Consider the following 20,160-nt stretch of genomic DNA (forward strand, 5'->3'; position numbering starts at 1 on the left):
GTCATCTATTCTACCAGTGCGCGACAACTCCTGCTGGTAATGTTTTAGTATCGACGTAGCGGACAACAGAATCGAGAATGACGGACGTCGATTTCCAATGCGGCTTGGTGCCAATTGGAGCGAGTCAACAACAAAATCCAGCCGAAACAGCCGCAGTTCGGCTATAAAGAGCACTATGACTTCCGATCTAGAAAAACTCGATGCCAATCCAAACCGTTCTGTTTACCCGCTTGAGCTAGCGGCGATCTTACGTAAGCGTTGGCAGAACGCAGAATACGACACCTCGATACTTCCCAGCGAATCCGTCCTCGAAGCACTGATCGATATTGCGTATCAAGCTAGCCTGCTGCAAGAAGAGAGCAGTCCTGTACAATGCCGTGTAATTTTTGCGTCTCGCGACAGTGACGATTTAGTGCAACTTCAACGGTCGGAAGGCCTTCATGTGCTGCATTTCGAGACCCCATGCGGCTTCACACCTCATGAAGTGCGTAAGCTGGCAGCCGGTGCGGGATACTACCGTACACTTTTGGGGGTCGAAGTCGATCCGGAAGATTCCTCACAAGCAACGATTTGGGGAATGGTAGTTGGAGGTACAGGCTGGGTAAATCAACCGCAAAATGTTCCCCATGGCGTGCGTGAACTTCCCGATCGACTGGTGCTGCAAATTCTTGGTCCCGGGCACCTCATCGCGGCATCTGGATTAAGTCGCGTTTTAGAAACAATTGGCGGCAAGGTACTGACTGAAGGCTTTGACCCGTTCCGATCACGATGGCTCCCAGAGCGATTCGCGTCCGTTCGTACGTCTCTAGTGACACAGTTGGAAGAGCAGCTAGAGTCGCCACTACCCATAAAACTCTGCGACTCTTTTGTGAAAGATGTAGCTCAAGGACTGATTCGACGTGTGCTCAGCTTAGTTCGTAACCGTGGCCAAGGGGGTATGCTAGTCTACCTTTCGGACGAAGACGACCTCAGGCTAAATGATTGGTTACGCTTCCGTATTCGCTTTTCGAAAGCTACTCCTTCGTGTCGTTTTCAGGAATTAATGCTCCAACTGATGCAACGTGTCACGGAAATTGGCGCTAGCTTGGGACTGGCCACTGTCAAATGGACCGATTATCAGCAGATGCAGGATGCTACACTCTGGAGGCTTAACGCCGCGCTCGTCGACTTTAGTCACTTTTTAGCTGACTTGATGAGCGTAGACGGATCTCTCGTACTGAATCAACAATTTCGTATTGTCGGCTTCGGAGCTGAGATTCTGGGGAACTCTCACGTAACTTGCATCGAGCGAGCCTTGGACCTAGAAGCTTTGCAATCGGTTACAGAACCGGCCGACTTGTCCGGCACCCGCCACCGTTCAGCATATCGATTGGTTAGCGAGTTAAAGGACACAATCGCTGTCGTCGTTTCACAAGACGGCGCAGTTCGATTTGTCGCTTGTCGTCAGGATCGCCTCGTTTATTGGCCTTATCTTCCTTAACCGCATCGACGAGTGTTTTCGAGAGACACTCAAAACATTCGGCAGCGTGCACTATCATGATGTACGAGCCTGCAAATTTTACCGATCCAATCTGGAGGTCACTTATGTATCGCCTTTCCCCGTGCTTCTGCGCCGTCGCGATGTTGCTCTTAACTAACGTGACTCTTGCGCAAACCAGTACTGTGTTTAAGAATGTTAGAGTTTTTGATGGGAAGTCCGAGAGAATCTCGGAATCGGTCAACGTCCTTGTGATCGGTAATAAAATTGAAACGATCTCCGAAAGTATGCCCGACGCAGAGTCGGCGAATATGATTGAAGGCGGCGGGCGAGTGCTGATGCCTGGCCTGATCGACGCTCATGTGCATTTGATGTTTAGCTCGGTACCGCAGATGACGGTGCTGACCAGTGAAGTCGGCTTTTTCCATGTTGCGGCAACTAAAGCTGCTAACGACATGTTGCTTCGTGGTTTTACGAGCGTCCGTGACTTGGGCGGCCCCACTCTTGGTCTTAAACGGGGGATTGATCTCGGAGTTGTCAACGGACCGCGGATATGGCCGTCAGGCGCGTTCATATCCCAATCGGGTGGGCATGGGGATTTTCGACTTCCTAACGACTTGCCGGCACGCCCCGGTGATTTCACGCACAGCGAACGTGTCGGCGCTGCCGCCATCGCTGACAGCCCCGACTTGGTTCGACAACGTGTTAGAGAGCAATTGGCATTAGGCGCTTCGCAGATCAAGTTAATGGCTGGCGGCGGCGTCTCCTCAAATTATGACCCACTGGATGTTACTCAGTACACCGAACCAGAATTGCGAGCAGCGGTCGAAGCTGCCGAGAACTGGGGGACTTATGTGACGGTCCACGCATATACTCCGCGGGCAGTCAAACAATCGATCGCAGCCGGCGTCCGCTGTATTGAACATGGTCAACTGCTAGACGATGAGACTGCGAAACTGATGGCAGACAAGGAGATCTGGTGGAGCTTGCAGCCATTCGTTGATGATGGCCGCTCGCCATTCCCAGAAGGATCGATCAATCGCAAGAAACAGCTCGAGATGTTTGCCGGTACTGATAATGCGTATAAACTTGCAAAGAAGCACGGCATCAAGACCGCTTGGGGAACAGACATTCTTTTTGACGCAGCGAAGGCAGCAACGCAGGGCGCGCAGCTTGTCCAGATGCAACGCTGGTATTCTCCGGCTGAAGTACTGGTCATGGCGACATCTACGAATGCACAACTGCTGTCTCTGGCCGGCGCACGCAGCCCTTATCAAGGCAAAATCGGCGTCGTTGAAGAAGGCTCGCTAGCTGACTTGATCCTCGTCAACGGCAACCCACTCGAAAACTTGGCACTCATTGCCGCTCCTGAAGAGAACTTTGTCGTCATCATGAAAGATGGAAAAATTTACAAGAATTTGCTGAAATAAAAACCGTATCCACTCCGAGCAATCTAGCTTTTTCGCATTGGAGCGGCGGTTAAGTTATCTCTGACGGAAAGCGTCGGCGATTTGCAGCCGAATTGCTCGAATCGCTGGAAATATCCCGCCAATTAAGCCCATTGCCAACGCCAGAAGCATCCCTTGAAGCAGTACGTACGGTCCGAAGCGGAATGCGAATGTGATCTCGCTAAAGGAGACGGAGGTTCCGCCTGACAAGCCGTTGAGCGGGAGCGTTGCCGCACATCCTAAAAGCCCACCAATCAAACATAACACCAATGCTTCCGAGAGAAATGAAAACATCACGGCCCGACGGGGAAATCCGAGAGCACGCAATGTGCCAATCTCCCGGCCTCGACTTGCAACGGCGGCATACATCGTGTTTGCTGCTGCGAACATTGCGCCCACCGTTAGAAAAGCAGCAATGATGTAAGCCACGACTTTGATCGCGAGCGCCGACGACTTTTGAGATTCGTAGTACTCCTCTTCACTCATTGCTTTCAACTTAAATTGATCGTCGCCTTCAACTCGATCAATGATGGCTTGCATCGAATCTTTGTTTTCGGTCCGAAGGTTGACGACGGAAACAGCTCCGTCAAATCGTTGTGCTGAAGTCAAATCGCGTAGATCGGCCCAAACCTCCGACTCGGCGGAACTCCCTCCTGCTTCGAAGTAGCCGACAACTGTAAAATTGACGTTATTGATATCGAACAGCTCGCCAATCTCCAGATTCTCGAAACGCTTGGCTATCGCCCGACTCGTGATGACTTCGTTCACGCCAGGCTTGAGATCGCGTCCTTCGACAATTTTAAAATCGGGCCGAAGCTGTCGCCCCACCTCATCCAATCCCCGAACTATCACATTCGCAGTCCCACCATCGTTACGTCGTGGCTTCAAAGCGATCGTCACGAACTCGCGTGACGCAAGTTGCAGCCCACTAGGGCCCTTGGCGATCCCTTCAAGATTGCCAAGCTCTCGAGCATTTGTGGGTGTTAAGGTACTCGACATCTCGTCGTTGGAGCCCTTTCGCATAATGATCAAATCATTAGGATCCCCCGAGGCACTCAGCGCATGCTCGATGCCGTCAACCATTCCGAAAGTGAGGACTGATGCAAAAACTACTACACCGATTGCTACGATAGTCAGTAAAGTCGTAGCCCATCGCACTCGCATGCTTCGCAAGTTGTACTTGAGTGGAATCATATTCTTATAATCTTAGTAAAGCAGCAATTTGACAAGCTAGACGACACGACGCAATCCATTGACAACGGACAATTGTGCAGCCAGTATCGCCGGCACCAAACCACTAACAAAGCCGATCACCGCAGCAACGGCAATGAGGCCTGCTAACCAAGCACCTATCAACTGTGAAACTGGAACTGGGAATAGCTGGGCAGCGATTGGAACGCTGGAAAAACCTTGCAGTGCAAGCAACCCGCCGCATATCCCGATGATGCCTCCGAGCAGAGCGATCAACGTTGCTTCACCCAGAACGAGCGATAGCACTCGAAACTTCGAGAAACCAATCGCTTTCAAAACAGCAATTTCAGTCGTGCGTTCACGCATCGACATCGCCATCGCGGTTGCGGCAACGAGAGCCAACGCAAAGACCACTGCGATGGAGATGTATTGGATGTAAGCTTGAACGTCGCCTAGCATGTCGGCAAACATTCGCTGGAACGCTGCTTCGGTGCGCGTTCGTGTTGCGTTCTCTGAGTTTGCAAACTTTGCGTCAATCTCTTCGCTCACTAAGGCGACTTCGCCGGAAACTTTGCATTTCGCATAGATAGACCCTGCGTTACCAGAGAAGCCATCGCCCGCCTTCTTCAGTTCTTCATCTAAGTAATTCCAGTTGTAAAATATCGAACCAGTGTTCGTTGGAGCCTCGAAAATCCCAACCAGATTCAGATCCAAGTTCATCGGGTAAATCGTACCTTCTAACGGCACTCGCTCGCCAAGCGTCCAACCCATCTGTTCAACCAACAGTTTATCGGCGACACAACCGCGACGGTCTTGCTTAAAGGCCTGAACCTGATCGTCCGAAATCTTGTACTCGTCAAAAACGTCAAATACTACTTTTGGTTCGACGCCAAACTGCGCAAAAACATTCTGCTCGCTTTTGTAGCTGCCCCCAAACCATTGGAAAGGTGTGGCAGCAACTACGCCATCAAGCTTGTTGATGCGATCAACAACAGCGATCGGTAGCGGAGAAGCGAAGCCAAGCTTGTTTAAAACGACGACTCGATCGTGCTTGTCGGCTTCGCGTTCAGAAGCCTTTTGCATCGCCAAATAGCCATACAAAATAGTCATCAGCGCTAAGCTAAATCCGACCGACATAATGGTCATGCCCGATCGCATTTTGTTGCGAGTAACGTTTCGCCAGATATATATCAGAAGTTTCATGATGCCTGCTCGATAACGGCGTGATCAACGGGAGCAATATCGGAATCGGCGACTAGTCTGCCGTCGAGCAAATGGAGTGTTCGTTTGGCTCTGGAAGCGGCACGAGGATCGTGAGTAACCATGATGATTGTTTTCTGAAACTCTTCATTCAACCGACTCATCAAGTCGAGAATCTCAGTTCCAGATTTCTTATCAAGGTCGCCTGTAGGTTCGTCGGCGACGATTAAGGTAGGATCCGTTGCGATAGCGCGGGCGATAGAGACTCGCTGCTCCTGGCCGCCGGACAGCTGGCGGGGGTAGTGGTCCATGCGGTCAGCAAGGCCGACAACTTCCAAAGCAGTTCGCACCTGCGCATCGCGTTGTTTTCGACTCAGATGTGTAAGAGTCAAAGGCAGCTCAACGTTCTCGTAAGCTGTCAGGACCGGTATCAGGTTATACATCTGAAAAATAAACCCGACGTGCCGCGCTCGCCACTTGGAAAGCTCACTTTGCGAGCTTGCACCTAAATCTTGGCCGCAAACATAAACATGGCCAGAACTAGGTTTGTCCAACCCAGCGATCAAATTCAACAACGTCGACTTGCCTGAGCCAGAGGGCCCCATCAACGCTGTGTAATCGCCTACATTCAATCGTAAATTCATGTCGGATAGAACAGGAACGACAATTTCATTTCGACGGTAAGACTTGCTTACGTTCTCAACCAGAACGACTGGATTAGACGCACTACTAACTGCAGACATAAAGCGACTCTCGTTACGAGTATGAATAACTCTGAAGTATTCTAACCGAATTGAAACCTTAGCGGCAGCGGAACGGCGCAAGCCGTCCGGTGTCACAGAACCGGACGGCTCGCGCCCTACCGCTACAATTGATTCGCGAAAAATGATCCCAGGCCAATCCCCTCATTAGTCAGCAACAGTGACCGGAACTCCTTCTTTAAGCCCCTCTGGATTCACGATTACTCGCTCTTTTCCGGATAACCCTTTAACAATCTCAATTCGCCCGTCACGATCCCCCCCCGCCGAAACAGCAATCTTTTTCGCTCGTTTCGCGTCATCAACAACCCAAACAAACTGATTTCCTTGATCATCCGTAGCCACGGCGCTGCTGGTGCAAAACATCCGGGGCTGGTCGTTGACTTCCAGCTCTTTTTCCGTGGGAAGGAAATAGACAGTCCCTGCCATTTCGGGGAACAGCAAAGAATCGGCATCCGTTATCTCCACTTGAACTTTGATTGTAGCACGAGCTCGATCGCCCATGGGGATGATCTTTCGCACTCTCCCGTGATACTTCTTGTTTTGCACTGCATCGACGGCGATGTCTGCTTCTTGGCCTTCGGAAACGCGAGAGATGAAGTCCTCTTGAACGTCGCATTCAATCTGCAAACTTTCTAGATCAGCAATTGTCGCCACTGAGCCGCGGCCGGAGTTACCTCCCATACCGCCAGGCATAATTGATTCGCCGACCTCGGCGTCTTTCAAAATGACTGTGCCATCAAATGGAGCTCTGATGAACATGTTCTCTTTAATCTGCTCCGCTTGGCTCAACTGCGCCTCAGCTAAAAGAACATCCGCTTTCAGTGACTGTTTCCTTGCGAGTGCACTTTGGTAACTAAAACGCGATAAGTCGTAGTCCGATTCTGCTAGATTTTTGGACTTCCAGAGTTGTTGGTTTCGATCGAGATCGACCTTTGCTTGTTCGATCAAGATCTCTTGCTCTGCTAGCGCAGCTTTGGATCGCTCTAGCGAAGCCGCTGAAGCAGCGAGCGATGCGTCGAGATCTTTGTGGTCCATTTCGGCCAAGACATCACCTTGTTTAACTTTGTCCCCTTCTTCAAAAGTTATAATGTCAATTCGACCGGCCGCTCTTGCCCCTATGCGAGCTTGGCGTCTCGATTCAAGATAACCAGTCGCCACAACAACGGCATCCGCCGACCTTCCCTGCTGCACGGTTACAGACGACAGTCTCACCTCGACGCGATTCTGCATGATGTCAGGCATCCAAGCAGTTCCTCCGCTACTTCCCAACATCGTGCCACTCGACTGAGCATATTGATAGCCGAAATAGCCTCCGCTAGCCAACAATAACAAGACAATACCTACGAGCCATTTCCCGCGAGATCTACGAGCCGGGGGCGCCTCAGGTCTTTGAATGCGAAGCGACGCCAAAGCATCACGACTCGAGTTCAGCGGTTCTTCAGAGGTCGAACTGGGTTTTCGCGGTGCGATTGTGGTCATAGTTGAACTTACCTACTGGCGAATCGTCGGAATTTTCTCGAACTCATTTTGAACCAGACGTCGCCACGACACAATCATCAATTAGAAAAACTGACCTTCGAACCGACGGAATCGGCCCACCAGAAGGTACAGTCGCTAAAGTTTTTCCGACGCACCCTAACATCGCAAAAACTCTCTACGATGGCCATTTCCCAACGGAGATGGCCCTATAAGCATCTATTCGCTCGAAGGTTGCAACTATTGCAAAGTCTTTTATTGCGACGCAATTGAAAATACGATCGCAATAATTGCGGTCGTATTTTAAAGTTTCGCGCTGATGACCTTCGCATGACCTATTTAGGAACTGCGCGATACACGGCAAAGGAACCTGCTTTGATGGTCGCTAGATCCAATGTTGTGCGAATCACAGGGCTGCCTGCCATGTTTTGGTTCAACATCGTAATGACAGTGCCGTTGACCGATTCGATGATCCCAGCGTGTCCGAAGTAGGAATCCATCCAAAGCGAAGAGTTTGGTGTCTCAAATCGAGTTCCCGGAGCGAACTGAATGATGTCACCACCCAGCATTGGATCACTTGGTCCCAACAAACGTCCCCATACGTAGTAGCCTGGTGAATTGAAGTTCGAACCCGGTTTTGCTCCGACCAATTCCAACGCTGTTTCTACCAACCGAGTACAACCGCCATCGCCAACCTTTTGGCCAAGGACGCTTTGTGCATACGCCAGCACGCTGCTGTTCAATGAAACTGGTGTCGGTGTTGGTGTTGGTGTCGGTGTTGGCGTCGGCGCTGGCGTCGGCGCTGGGTTGCGAAGACTTAGATACGCATTCAGTCGGCTGGTAGAGCGTGCCAAGTCGTCTGCAACGTTGTAGTCAAACATCCCTGCGGCCGGGTGCTGCGTCGACCACTTATCGATGGCGCTCATATCGTTTTTAGGGAAGCTGTTAGTATCGTCGATGAATGTATCAATTCCTGCGCCGCTGCTCATCTGACCTTCAATTCCAGCTCCACCATCCAGCAAGTCGTGCCCATGTTCGCCGAATAGGTAGTCAGTTCCGGCGCCGCCGAACATCACATCGTGGCCGATCCCGCCGTAAAGATAGTCATTGCCCTTATCGCCGAAAATTAGGTCATTGCCCGACCCGCCATAGAGCGTATCGTTTCCGGTACGTCCATCGATGTAGTCGTGTCCGTCGCCTCCGTAAACGGTATCGTTTCCGAAACCAGCAAGCAGAATATCGTTTCCTGCACCACCGTCGGCTTCGGATGGAATCGAGGTTTGATTGTCGAAGCGATCGTTTCCTGCATAGCCATTGAAAACGATCGACTTCACTTCCGATAAGCGTGCAACGCCCAACAATCTGCCGGATTCCTGGCTGCTGGCCCACTTCAAGCTCCAAACGAGGCGATCATCTGCTACCGATGGAGTGCCTTTTGTATTGACACGTACATCGACGATATCTCGAGTCGCATCGGAACCTTCCAGATAAAGCACTCCGCTGGCTTTATCCAAGAACGCATCGACGGCCATCAATCGGCGGTCTTCCAGCGTTTCAAAAGAGATTGTCTTCTTAAGTCGTCCTCGGTAATCGGTGCTTGGCTTGCGGCTGTTTTTTTGGGCTTTCATGATTTGTTCTAGTTATTGGATTGGCCTGAGTGCGACTTCGTTGGCTAGCAGGACATCCCACAAGGCAGCCAGAGCGTTCTCGACTATCTAAGCGGCGACGGTCAGAAACTGTTACAAAGAAAATCCCTAGGACGCGAAATGCAGCGAAAAGCCAGAGAAATTGGCCAGAATGTCGCTGCATCAAATGACTTCTAAAATCAACGCGTCGGCTTTACATCGGCCAAAAGCTGTTCAAGCTGCCGCATGCTGCGAGAGAGCAGCACCCGAATCGCAACGTCGGTCTTGCCCAACTTTTCCGCAATTTGCTTCGTCGGCAAACCTTCTACGTACCTCATCCGAACGGCGTTTTTCTGTTCGTCAGATAGCTCCTCGATCGCTTGCTGCATCCGGCTTAGCCGTATGTCTTGGCTCATCGCAGCGCTAGGAGAAGTCATACTCGCAGCCAATAACTGCTCCAGTCCCATCTCGGAAGAATCGCCGCTGCCGGAGCCATGAATCGATTGTTGTCGCCCGGCGTCGCGACGTTGAGCATCAAAGTGGAAGCGATGCGCATCGACAACTCGACGCCGCGCAACCTGCTGTAACCATTGCAGCGGAGTGTATTGATCAAGCGGCGCTGTGGGCAGCCCTTGAATTGCCGTCGTCGCCACATCCTGCAGAATGTCGTCCAGCTCGACCATACTTAACAGGCGTGCAGCACTGATCGAGCGGATAAAGCCAATCAAGGAAACTCGGTTCTGCTCGATGAACGAAGCAAGCGCTTCTGCATCCCGCTCCATGATCTTCTTAAGCAACTGATCTTCTTCAGGGGCAAGCATGATAATTTACAACCTGGGTGGGAGCATAGCTGGCAGCGGTCTGGCATTCACTATAGCATGACGATTCCGGAGAAAAAACCGAAACTGCCTTTAGCTCAGTTTAATTGACGATTCATGTCCCCCGAGACGGCCAAACAAATCGAAGCGAACAAAGCGGCAGCAGACGCACACTTCGGTTCGTCGCCTGATCAAGCGGATTTCGACCAATTGCTGACCGCGTGCCTCGACCGCATGCTCGAAATCGGCCCCATCATAAGTCCGGCCCAACTAGCTGCGTTGCTTCCTGCCGTCGACAGCCAAACGCAACGTTTCATCTTGATCGAGCTCATTAAGATTGACATGGCGACGCTTGCCGAACAGGGGCAGTTTCGCAACATCGAGTTCTACACGGAAGGCTTCGCCGACATTCTGCCGAATGAATCCGTGCCGCTAGATTTGGTAATGGAAGAGATTCAGCTGCGGAAGGAACTTGGCGAGAATCCGTCGCAAGAAGAATATCGGCAACGATTCCCGCAGTTCGAATCGATGTTGCCTCACCTGCACCAAGAATCGGAAGCGACTTCGGCTGGCCAAAGCATTCGCCCCCCACCCGACCTACCTTGCCAAACACTCATCGACGATTTTCGCCTGCTGCAACAGTTGGGAAAAGGCGCCTTTGCTACTGTCTATCTCGCTCAACAGATTTCAATGCAACGATTGGTTGCGCTCAAGATTTCGCGAGGCACGGTAGACGAATCGCAATCGCTCGCGCAGTTCGATCATACTAACATCGTACGAGTCTATGACCAACGCTCTTTGGTCGACCAACAGATTCACTTGATGTACATGCAGTTTCACGCAGGCGGCACGCTGGCTGATGTTGCGAAATCGGTTCGAAAAAGCGAAGCGAACCCAACTGGTAAGATTCTCTTAGACAGCATCGATCGCCACCTATTGGAAACATCACAAAGCGTTCCCGAGTCATCGCGCTCACGCAAATGGATCGCGGCGACCGATTGGTCGGCGATCGTTGCCTGGATAGGAACGCAACTAGCAAGTGCTCTTCATGATGCGCATAGCCATGGTGTGTTGCATCGCGATGTCAAACCAGCCAATGTCCTTCTTTCCGCGGAAGGCATTCCCAAGCTTGCGGACTTTAATGTTAGTTTCGCGGGTGCTGCCGGTCGAGCTGGCGCTGCGGCAACGTTCGGCGGTTCGATTGGCTACATGTCGCCCGAACACTTGCGCGCGATCAGTTCGCGGAACTTGGTTGTGACTGAGCATGTATCGGAGTCCGCCGACCTTTACTCGCTCGCTGTCTTGTTATGGGAATTGTGGCAGGGGCACCGCCCTTTCGCAACGCCTCCTTCAGCGTCTTCATGGAGCGATGCGGTTGCCGATCAATTGGTTGCTCGCGAGTCTCCCTTCCTTGAACCGCGACGGCGCGGCGGAGCGGGCGAACGTGTTCTTGAAAAACTTCTTCGAGCAACCTTGTCGCCAAATCCTGCCGATCGCCCAATCAGTGGTGCGGAAATGGCTGGCCGCTTGCGTCTGGCTTTACACCCGGAAGCAGCCAGCATCTTCGATCTCAAAAGCGACTCTTTTCGCCTCAAGATTCTTGCGCTTTCGCCTTGGTTGGTTGCGACCTTGATCATATTGACTCCGAATATTGCCGGTGGATTGCTCAACTACCAATACAACTATCACCAGGTGATGACGCCAGAAATGCGAGATGGTTTGGAGCACTTGAGCTGGTTCGTAAACCTTTCCTTCTTCCCTTTTGGTGCTGCGATCATCGTCTGGTTTTCGCTGAGCAGTATCCGCGCCGTACAAGCTGTCCAACAAGGTCGCAGCGCTTCTCCGAACGATGTCGACGATTCGCTGCGACAAGGACATAAGGCAGCGTTGGTCGGCGGTGCCCTGTGGCTCTTGGGCGGATTGGTGATACCAGCGGCCTTGAAGATCATGTTCCCCGAACTCTCGCTTACTCAAGCAATTCACCTCTTCATTTCGTCTCTGATTTGCGGCGGCGTAGCTATGATCTATCCATTCTTCGGCATGGCGATAGCATCGACTTGGATTTACTATCCGTGCTTCATTAGCGGGACGATGCAAGACTCTCGCTTTGATGCGCGGCATCAGCGGATCATGCGTCACTGTGAAGCGTATCTCCTTATTGCTGCACTCATTCCCTTGTTAGGTGCAGCTCTTCTAATCTCACATCAAAGTTCGTCTCGAGCGTTTACGTTGGGAGCCATCGGGGCTGGTGTGATCGGACTCTTGGCATCTACGTTTGTTCGTCGCGAGATTGTCAAAGCGTGGTCTCGTATGAGTGAAGTCTTGTCGAGCAAAGACCAAGTCCTGCCTGGCGACAAGTAGCTTATTCTTGAGACGCACCGTGTTCAGGCGGAATGGGTAATTGAATTCGGATTCGCATCTTGCAACAACACTGCTGGACAAGCCAGCAGTGTTACACGATATTCGCAGATCCAGGAACTGAGCTAAAACGCAGGTTGCTGAAATCCCTGCGCTGCAACTGTTTGTTCAGGCTGAAGTGAACCAAGCTGCTGGATCGCGGAACGCAACGAATCTGGCGTTGGCTGTTCCAGATCAACCGCATCAACAGACACTTCGCCCCCTTGCCGAATAGGTTGTTGCACTGGAGCAGGAGCTTGGCCTTGCAACTGCTGATTCGTCTGCGGCGAACTCCCTTCAATATTGAGTACCGGTTGCTCAATCGTAGTCGCGACAATTGCAATCGCTGCCGCATCGAACGCTTTGATATTGTTGGCTTCGTCGGTCTCAACGAATTCATCATAGCTGTCGATGGCGACAATCAGTTTTTGGAAGCCTAGAATTTCTCCGTTGCGGTTGCCCATCGCATAAGCTTCCAAAGGCAATTGCAAGCAGACTTCCAATGCTTCACCTGGATTGATTTGTTCAATAGCCACAGTCACGCTCGGCGAGTCTGGACATATCCGTCCGAAGACAGCCACGGCAGAGATGTGGAAGTTGCAAACCTTACGGCAGCTTTGGTTCATAATCATCACAGAAAACTTCGGCCCGCAGTCCGGCGATTCGGGGGCCAGTTGGCTAACTTGCAGAATCTGCAGATCGCCTAGCTCTTCGACTGGTACCATCATTGGACCGGGAAGACTGTTGTTTAAAAGGCAACTTGCGCCGCCGCGATCAAAGCTGTTGTTAACGCCATGTTGGGCAATTAGCCGAATCACATGACTGCAGCAGTTGTTGCCGCCGCAAAGTTGCAAGTTTATCGAGTATTGTGCTTGAGCGTTTGCTGCGAAGCACAACATGATGCTGGCAGCGAGTGCGCACGGATGGAGAATGTAGCTTTTCATGAAATGGTCCCTTTGATTTTTGAACGAAGATAAAACGGTATTCTTTAGCGGTACAAAAAAAGCCCGGTAACCTGAACGATGGTTACCGAGCTATTCAGATTTGGTAGCATCGAAGCCGATACTACTGATGATCTGCTAGTTACCAGCAACCCCAGTAGCTGGTGTAGCAAGGGCTGTAGCAGGAGTACGTTACAGGAGTAACATACGAGTAAGTTACTGGTGCACAGTAGCTGTACGTTGGAGCACAGTAGTTGTGGTACGAGTAGTGGTAAGGTTGGCAGTACGAGTACGAGCTGTAGCCGTAGCTGCGATGGCCGTAGCTACCATGGCTGTGTCCGCCGTAGCGACGGAAGCAAGCTGCAACTGCTTCTTCGCTGTCTTGTTGATCGTCGCCCAGCAGAGCGTCGACATCGGCTTGGCCTAGCTTGTCTTCATCAGCAACCAGTGCAGCACTGTCTTTGGCTCCGTCAAGATTAGCGATCATCGATAGCATGCTGTCGTCTGCCATAGCGGACGAAGCGAACATCAAAACTGGCAACGCTGCGAAAAATAATCTCTTGGACATCTTAGTGTTCCTCATATCTGGGCAGATTAAAAAATTCGGATTCGCGAGTCAGCCCTTTCTCGTCGTCTCCGTTGGTTATCTCTACAACTAACCAAGCGAAGACGATGTCGAAGTGTTACGAGAAATCTTTTAAATCGTGTCGCAGTTCAAAACAGAGAACTCGGCAGCTCCTTATATATATAGAGCAACAAACCAAGTAGCGGCCTTAACATCCCACAACCCGACCGAGCTCACCTGGGTTGAAGCAGACGCGTAAACAGCCTGACTGGCCTCTGTCCTTGCGTCATGATTCGGCTCGCCCCAGTTGAACGATGATCTGTTCGCTCGAAGTGGCCCTTATTAGGTAACCTTTGCAGCGATTTCCTCGGCTGGCAGTAAACACTCGACACAAACGGCTTACATACGATCTTGATGCAGAGTAATAACTGAGCCGCTGTGCCTAGTTTTCTGAAAGGTCGGTAACATTTTGCCTGGCAGCTCGCTTGGTAATTAAAGCCACCGAACGTCGGTTCGTCGGCTGAGCAACCCAAACATTCACCGGTTCAGAATTATCATGAGAAACCTATTCATCCTTGCAGCACTCGTTACGAGCCCTTGGAACCTTGCTGGGCTCCACGCCGAAGAAAACTTGTTCTCGGAAGTCGCGATGGAATCGGTGTTCGAAGGAAACGCTTCACTGACCCAAAGCGTAGCTTCGCTGAGCGACGGTTCCACGCTGGAAAGGATTACCGGCACTTCGACGCTCATGCTCGCAATGAAAGCCGCGGGATACGCACCAAAAGAGGCTGGAGACAAAGTCACCATCCAAGTTGATCATGCTGGCTGGAAACTGCCCACGACCTTGGAAGTCCAAATCGAACTGGATAGGATCGTCTGCGAAATGTCCTTGATCGAAATCCCCGATGCGTCTGGCATCAATACCGAAATACTTCTGAAATTGCTTTCTCAGAACGATCCCGTCGGTGGTGGCATTTTTGCCTATAACGCACAGACCAAGCTGCTGCAACTTCGGTCGTCGTTTGAGAATCGCGGCATTTCGGCCAAGCAATTGAAGGCGAATATGACAAAACTCGCTGCATTTGCCGAGAAGAATTCGGATCTCTGGTCTAGCCTCAAGCCAAGCGCGACAACGAAAACGCCAACCGCTGCAACGACAGCCACTGCTACGACACCGACGACGAAACCCGTTACTACCACCCAAAAACCGGTGACCGCGCCAGCGTTTTCATTGGTAGGCAACTGGGGTAGTTCGCTCAAAACCGGTGAATCGATCGCCATCCAGATCACTCAGGACTCTAAGTTTCAGCTCGTGACTGTCAAAGCGGGAAAATCGAGCGTTTCCAAAGGCAAAGTGACAATGGCTAGCAATAAAATCACACTCGCAGGCGACGATAAAGTCACTTTGAACTGTACTTTTACGCAGAGTTCTGCCACCAAGTTTCAACTGATAATCGTTGACAACCAGGGCAAAGCAAAGCTCGCTATCGATTTCTCGAAAGCTCAGTAAAACACGCTGGCAATAATGCTCCTCAATTGATTCCGATGCCGACCAGCGATTTCGCAGCTGAAGTCGGCATTCGTCGATTTCCGCTCAATCAATGCCGTGCTTTGAAGCCGCTTTACAACAAAACGCCAGCTTTGGTTGTAACACTCTCGGATCTCTTCCGCTAACTATCTCAGAACCAATTTAACCCAGATCGCTTGCAGAAGCGGTCGTCTGCCAAACGAGGTGAACCCATGTTTTCATTACTAAAAAATAGCTTGTACCGTACTTTTTTTGGATTGTGTGCCGCAGTCGTCGTTCAGTCTGTAACGTCGGTCGCCAACGCTGATTCGGAGAATTACACTCGCACCGTCGGCTCAACAGTCTGGATCATCACCAGCGACGCTGATAGCGAAACTTCAACCGGCACGGGCGTCTTGGTCGATGCCGAAAAACGAATTGTGCTAACGAATGCCCACGTCGTCGGTGACAGCCGTTCCGCAGTGGTGTTCTTTGCAGATATCAAAGATGGCGACGTCCAAGTCAAACGCCAGCACTACCTCGATAATGTCGTAAAGCTCGCTCAACCTGGAAAAGTCGTCTCGGTTGATCGTCGTCGCGATTTAGCCCTGATCCAACTTCCTGCAATTCCAACTGGCGTAACCGCCATCGAAATGGCCGACGCTAGTGCGAAGCCAGGCTCAAGCGTTCATGTAATTGGAAACCCAGGTGGCAGCGATGTGTTATGGGTTTACACTTCCGGCACAGTTCGATCGGTTTATGACAAGAAATTCAAATCCGACCACGGCGATCATGACTTCCGCGTTGTGGAAATCCAAAGCCCAATCAAACCAGGTGACAGCGGTGGGCCTGTCGTGAACGCAGAAGGAAAACTGATCGGCATCGCCCAGTCGTTCTCGCCGCAAAGCCCGCTGGTCAGCTACTGTGTCGAGTTGAGCGAAGTTCGGGCTCTGCTGGATAGTGCGTGGAAACAGGCTCCATTGCCAAGTAAAAAGCTGTTGGAGGACGCTGGAATCGAGCACACTTCTAACGCCACAGGCCACTATCAAGTCGAGCAAAAGCTCGCTGGTGACAAAACGCAAACGGTGTTCGTATCCAAAGAAACCGAATATTTCCAACGAGCAGACGTTCGCAAGATCTGGTCCTTGGTATCGGTCGGCAAAGATGAGCCATCTACGGAGCTGATGATGCGTTTGCTTCGCCAAAGTGCAGCCACCAAGCTTGGTTCATGGGCTGTGGAAAAGAATTCGACGGGCGAATACATGGTCATCTATGTCTGCAAGTTAGACGCAACGGCTCCGGACGAAGCGGTAAAAAGCTCGATCGAATACGTTGCAAAGATTGCGAAAGCGATGAGCGACGAACTGGCGCCTAAGAAGGACCAAAAGTCCGCCACGGAAACATTAGCATCCTGGCTAGCGAAATAAGTTCCACGAAAGCCACCAGATCCCTGCAGCCGCCCAACCGTGCGGCTGCATTTTCGTTTCCAGTCGTAGGACGGGTCTCTAGGCCCGTCTCAACCAAAAGACTGGCCAGAAGACTCGCCGTACTTTTCTTGATCAAGTGAGACGTTTTCCATTTTTGTTGTAACGTTTTGCTTTTTGTTTCGCTTGGCTTGGTATCAGGACGAGCTTTCTTGAGGAAGCCGCACACAAGACAACCATAAAGACCAGTTTCAAGGAAACCAAGACTATGAATACTCGCATCAAAACACTTGCCTGCCTCACCAGTGCAATCGTCCTCTCTTCGGTAAACCCTGTCGTCGCAGGTGGCTGTGGCGGTGGTGGCGGTCGTGCTAGCATCGGTCGCGCCGTGGTCAGCCACATCGCTCATCGCCAACCATCGATCAACTATCAAGCTCCTCGCGTCGCCCACAGCAATCCTGTTTACGCTAATAATCCAGCTCACTACGCGCCGCAACCACAGTTTGCTCAGCACCCTCAATATGCTCAGCCAGCCTACCCGCAACAATATCCAACCCAACAACTGCCACAACAACAGGTTTCTCAGATACCTCAGACGAGCAACATGCAACAAGGCGGCTTTGCACAAAATGGTGCACCACAACAATTCCAAAACGATCCGTTCCAAAACCAACCTCAACAGTTCGCCGGTCAACCACAACAAAATCCAACTCGCCCCAATACTGCAAATCAACAATTCCAAAACCAACAAGTTCAAGGACAACAATTTCAGAACCAACAATTTGCAAATCAGCAGCAACCCAACGCTCGCACCCAAAACGCTCAAGCACAGAACGCTCAAGCACAGAACGCTCAAGTCGCTCAGCAAGCACGCCCGACACAGCAGAACTCGATGGCATCGGTTGCACCTTCCAGCGGCGGCCAGCTAGGAACCTCCGCTTTGGAACTGCTTGCTTCGATCGAGAGTGCACCGCAAACAGAAGTTGCAGCTCAACAAGAGTTCGCGATTCCAGACTTTACGACAGCTGCGTTCCAATCCGAAGCAACACATGTCGGACTTTGGACCGTCGCACTACCTGGAAATCAATCCATTGCGTTGACGCTGAATTCCGACAACAGCTTTAGCTGGAACGCTTCCAAAGATGGACAATCCAGCACCTTCGAAGGTCAATACCGTCTAGAAGACGGCCGACTGACGCTGGTTCGATCGAACGATCTACAACAGATGTCGGGTTCATGGAGCGACGAAGGTACCAATTCCGTCTTCAAGCTTGACGGTGCAACCAACAGCGGACTATCTTTCGCTCGCAACCAATAGTCCCGTAGACGAATCAAATATTGAATCAATTAAACCCCTGCCCCACTCATGGCAGGGGTTTTTCGTTGAATGATTGCCAGCCGAACCTTGACCTGCGACCAGGTAAACGTCTAGCGCCCGAATTTTGGTAAAAACTTTCTACACGAAGGCCTGCATCGCAACCGGTGACGCGCATGAACCGTTAAATTGAAACGTTGCTGGCAACGAACCAACGCAAAGGCGGATCTTCGCTGGCTCCGGAAGGGAAATTCAATTCCTGGTTCTTGCTCCTCTCTCAACACATATGCGACTACAAGAGGTGTTCTCGATGACGAAACGATTGTTCGTTCCAGCGGCAATGTTCGCAGCTATCACTTACGGCATAAACCAAGCACCAACACATGCACAAGATGCCAACTCAAAGGCAGAGCCCGTTATCTTCACTCTGCAAGAAGACCATCAGAACATGATGAAACAACTAGGTATTGTAAAGCTCCGACCGGGTCCCAGCGGTAATGAACAAGATCCAAATCACGCTAACACTGACGAAGCCCTTGCGAATCCCTTCCCCAATCTTCCCGAGTTGATGAAGCTGGAAAATGGAGAGCAAGTTACTACGCCTGAGCAATGGTGGAAACAGCGACGCCCGGAAATTGTAGAAGCATTTGAACGCGAAGTCGTCGGCCGGATTCCAGAAAATGTTCCAAACGTGCGCTGGGAAGTTCGCGAAACTCGCGATGGCGTTGTTGGCGAAGTTGACGTAATTGAAAAACACATCGTCGGCGTTGTCGATAATTCTGCGTGCCCGGAGATCGAGGTGAACATTTCAATGTCCCTCACCGTGCCGAAAAATGCACCCGGACCAGTACCAGTGTTGATGCTTTTTGGATCAACCGCGTTTGATCCTCCGCCTGCTTGGATGCGCAACCGAGCTCCGGCCGGCAACGCGAACAGCACCCGACCACAAGGACCAAGCCGTGAAGGCGATCTAATTTCAGGCGGCTGGGGCTTTGCAAAGATCAATCCAAGTTCGATTCAAGACGATGCAGGCGGATTTCGTTCCGGTGGATTCGGTCGGCCAAACGCAAACGCTAATGCGACTCCTGTGGGGGCTGGCTTAACACGCGGTATTATCGGACTAACGAATCTTGGTCAGCCGCGTAAACCAGATGACTGGGGATCGCTAAGAGCCTGGGGCTGGGGTGCATCGCGCGGACTGGACTATTTAGAAACGGAGCCGGCTGTCGACAAGACCAAGGTTGGCATCGAAGGCGTCTCGCGCTATGGCAAAGCGGCATTAGTTACGATGGCGTTTGATCAGCGATTCGCCATGGTCTTGATCGGCTCGTCAGGCGAAGGCGGCGCCAGCCTGTACCGCCGAAACTTTGGCGAAGCCGTCGAGAACTTGACAGGCTCAGGTGAATATCATTGGATGGCTGGCAATTTCCTGAAGTATGGTACAGCAGAATCCTCTTTCGGCAGCAAGAATGCAAGCGACCTGCCAGTCGACGCGCACCAATTGCTCGCCCTATGCGCACCGCGTCTGACCTTTGTCAGCTACGGCATTCCCGAACAAGGTGACGCAAAGTGGCTCGATCAACAAGGAAGTTTTATGGCGGCCGTCGCTGCTCAACCAGCGTTTCGATTGTTGGGCGCTAAAGACCTCGGGCGCACCGACGACTATAATTCGGAAAAGATGCCCGACGTGAATGTGGATATGCTCGATGGAGATCTTGCATGGCGGCAACACGACGGTGGACATACCGATGCGCCCAACATGGTTCATTTCGTCCGCTGGGCCAACGCTCGATTTGCCGAACGTAACAAGACCGAATGAGTGAGTAGGCACGTAGACGAATCTTGAAGCGACATCGACCGCGACTACCTATCTCCTGGTCGCTTATCCGTTTTCGATCGCTGAGCAGATCGGCGATCTTAGTGGGATTTTTGGATGATCAAGTTTGCTCGATCAGCAAAGGGGCAGCAGCATCTGTTTTTCAAATAGTTTCAAATTTTCGCGCCGGAGCTCGTCA

15 protein-coding genes are annotated in these 20,160 nt (G+C 51.5%); 7 read left to right on the top strand and 8 right to left on the bottom strand.

The window, feature by feature from the left end:
- The first annotated feature begins 175 nt into the window (after positions 1–175).
- Positions 176–1,480, top strand: a complete 1,305-nt coding sequence (locus SH451x_RS24970) for a putative sensor domain DACNV-containing protein (protein ID WP_479360023.1) — start codon at positions 176–178, stop codon at positions 1,478–1,480.
- A 104-nt stretch (positions 1,481–1,584) separates the two neighbouring features.
- Positions 1,585–2,907 (top strand): metal-dependent hydrolase family protein, encoded by a 1,323-nt coding sequence (locus SH451x_RS24975; RefSeq protein ID WP_479360024.1) that lies wholly within the window; start codon positions 1,585–1,587, stop codon positions 2,905–2,907.
- A gap of 54 nt (positions 2,908–2,961) precedes the next feature.
- Here SH451x_RS24975 and SH451x_RS24980 read toward each other — a convergent pair whose 3' ends face one another.
- The 6 genes from SH451x_RS24980 to SH451x_RS25005 all read right to left on the bottom strand — a co-directional run bounded on the left by SH451x_RS24980 (position 2,962) and on the right by SH451x_RS25005 (position 9,999).
- The gene (locus tag SH451x_RS24980; protein ID WP_479360026.1) at positions 2,962–4,119 is read right to left on the bottom strand and encodes an ABC transporter permease; all 1,158 of its coding nucleotides are present in this window, start codon (positions 4,117–4,119) and stop codon (positions 2,962–2,964) included.
- A gap of 36 nt (positions 4,120–4,155) precedes the next feature.
- The gene (locus SH451x_RS24985; protein ID WP_479360027.1) at positions 4,156–5,319 is read right to left on the bottom strand and encodes an ABC transporter permease; all 1,164 of its coding nucleotides are present in this window, start codon (positions 5,317–5,319) and stop codon (positions 4,156–4,158) included.
- Positions 5,316–6,059: an ABC transporter ATP-binding protein gene (locus tag SH451x_RS24990; protein ID WP_479360028.1), complete on the bottom strand. Its 744-nt coding sequence runs from the start codon at positions 6,057–6,059 to the stop codon at positions 5,316–5,318. Before SH451x_RS24990 ends, SH451x_RS24985 begins: the two co-directional genes overlap by 4 nt.
- Positions 6,060–6,224: 165 nt before the next feature.
- On the bottom strand, positions 6,225–7,556 hold the full coding sequence (locus SH451x_RS24995) for an efflux RND transporter periplasmic adaptor subunit (RefSeq protein ID WP_479360029.1): 1,332 nt from the start codon (positions 7,554–7,556) through the stop codon (positions 6,225–6,227).
- 332 nt (positions 7,557–7,888) lie between these two features.
- Positions 7,889–9,181: a calcium-binding protein gene (locus SH451x_RS25000; RefSeq protein WP_479360030.1), complete on the bottom strand. Its 1,293-nt coding sequence runs from the start codon at positions 9,179–9,181 to the stop codon at positions 7,889–7,891.
- Positions 9,182–9,378: 197 nt separating this feature from the next.
- Complete coding sequence (locus SH451x_RS25005) at positions 9,379–9,999, bottom strand: RNA polymerase sigma factor (protein WP_479360031.1); 621 nt, start codon at positions 9,997–9,999, stop codon at positions 9,379–9,381.
- Positions 10,000–10,113: 114 nt separating this feature from the next.
- Between SH451x_RS25005 and SH451x_RS25010 the strand changes: the two genes are divergently transcribed.
- Positions 10,114–12,357 carry a serine/threonine-protein kinase gene (locus tag SH451x_RS25010; protein ID WP_479360032.1) on the top strand — a complete coding sequence of 748 codons (2,244 nt, stop codon included), beginning with the start codon at positions 10,114–10,116 and terminating at the stop codon, positions 12,355–12,357.
- A 122-nt stretch (positions 12,358–12,479) separates the two neighbouring features.
- On the opposite strand, the gene SH451x_RS25015 is transcribed toward SH451x_RS25010, so the two are convergent.
- Complete coding sequence (locus SH451x_RS25015; RefSeq protein WP_479360033.1) at positions 12,480–13,337, bottom strand: hypothetical protein; 858 nt, start codon at positions 13,335–13,337, stop codon at positions 12,480–12,482.
- Positions 13,338–13,476: 139 nt separating this feature from the next.
- Positions 13,477–13,902: a hypothetical protein gene (locus SH451x_RS25020; protein ID WP_479360034.1), complete on the bottom strand. Its 426-nt coding sequence runs from the start codon at positions 13,900–13,902 to the stop codon at positions 13,477–13,479.
- Between the two features lie 553 nt (positions 13,903–14,455).
- On the opposite strand from SH451x_RS25020, the gene SH451x_RS25025 reads away from it, so the two are divergent.
- From SH451x_RS25025 to SH451x_RS25040, 4 genes are all read left to right on the top strand, one after another.
- Positions 14,456–15,409: a type III secretion system chaperone family protein gene (locus SH451x_RS25025; protein WP_479360035.1), complete on the top strand. Its 954-nt coding sequence runs from the start codon at positions 14,456–14,458 to the stop codon at positions 15,407–15,409.
- 230 nt (positions 15,410–15,639) lie between these two features.
- Positions 15,640–16,833: a S1 family peptidase gene (locus SH451x_RS25030; RefSeq protein ID WP_479360036.1), complete on the top strand. Its 1,194-nt coding sequence runs from the start codon at positions 15,640–15,642 to the stop codon at positions 16,831–16,833.
- Between the two features lie 265 nt (positions 16,834–17,098).
- A complete protein-coding gene (locus tag SH451x_RS25035) occupies positions 17,099–18,148 on the top strand; it encodes a hypothetical protein (RefSeq protein WP_479360037.1) in 1,050 nt (349 codons plus the stop codon).
- Positions 18,149–18,455: 307 nt separating this feature from the next.
- Positions 18,456–19,964: a glucuronyl esterase domain-containing protein gene (locus SH451x_RS25040; RefSeq protein ID WP_479360038.1), complete on the top strand. Its 1,509-nt coding sequence runs from the start codon at positions 18,456–18,458 to the stop codon at positions 19,962–19,964.
- Positions 19,965–20,160 lie beyond the last annotated feature (196 nt).

It is taken from the genome of Njordella aestuarii (assembly GCF_056494165.1).

Coding starts and splice junctions, on each gene's coding strand:
- SH451x_RS24985 (WP_479360027.1), bottom strand. CDS start 5,319: ATGAAACTTCTGATATATATCTGGCGAAACGTTACTCGCAACAAAATG.
- SH451x_RS24970 (WP_479360023.1), top strand. CDS start 176: ATGACTTCCGATCTAGAAAAACTCGATGCCAATCCAAACCGTTCTGTT.
- SH451x_RS25040 (WP_479360038.1), top strand. CDS start 18,456: ATGACGAAACGATTGTTCGTTCCAGCGGCAATGTTCGCAGCTATCACT.
- SH451x_RS25020 (WP_479360034.1), bottom strand. CDS start 13,902: ATGTCCAAGAGATTATTTTTCGCAGCGTTGCCAGTTTTGATGTTCGCT.
- SH451x_RS24995 (WP_479360029.1), bottom strand. CDS start 7,556: ATGACCACAATCGCACCGCGAAAACCCAGTTCGACCTCTGAAGAACCG.
- SH451x_RS25000 (WP_479360030.1), bottom strand. CDS start 9,181: ATGAAAGCCCAAAAAAACAGCCGCAAGCCAAGCACCGATTACCGAGGA.
- SH451x_RS24990 (WP_479360028.1), bottom strand. CDS start 6,059: ATGTCTGCAGTTAGTAGTGCGTCTAATCCAGTCGTTCTGGTTGAGAAC.
- SH451x_RS24980 (WP_479360026.1), bottom strand. CDS start 4,119: ATGATTCCACTCAAGTACAACTTGCGAAGCATGCGAGTGCGATGGGCT.
- SH451x_RS25025 (WP_479360035.1), top strand. CDS start 14,456: ATGAGAAACCTATTCATCCTTGCAGCACTCGTTACGAGCCCTTGGAAC.
- SH451x_RS25030 (WP_479360036.1), top strand. CDS start 15,640: ATGTTTTCATTACTAAAAAATAGCTTGTACCGTACTTTTTTTGGATTG.
- SH451x_RS25015 (WP_479360033.1), bottom strand. CDS start 13,337: ATGAAAAGCTACATTCTCCATCCGTGCGCACTCGCTGCCAGCATCATG.
- SH451x_RS25035 (WP_479360037.1), top strand. CDS start 17,099: ATGAATACTCGCATCAAAACACTTGCCTGCCTCACCAGTGCAATCGTC.
- SH451x_RS24975 (WP_479360024.1), top strand. CDS start 1,585: ATGTATCGCCTTTCCCCGTGCTTCTGCGCCGTCGCGATGTTGCTCTTA.
- SH451x_RS25010 (WP_479360032.1), top strand. CDS start 10,114: ATGTCCCCCGAGACGGCCAAACAAATCGAAGCGAACAAAGCGGCAGCA.
- SH451x_RS25005 (WP_479360031.1), bottom strand. CDS start 9,999: ATGCTTGCCCCTGAAGAAGATCAGTTGCTTAAGAAGATCATGGAGCGG.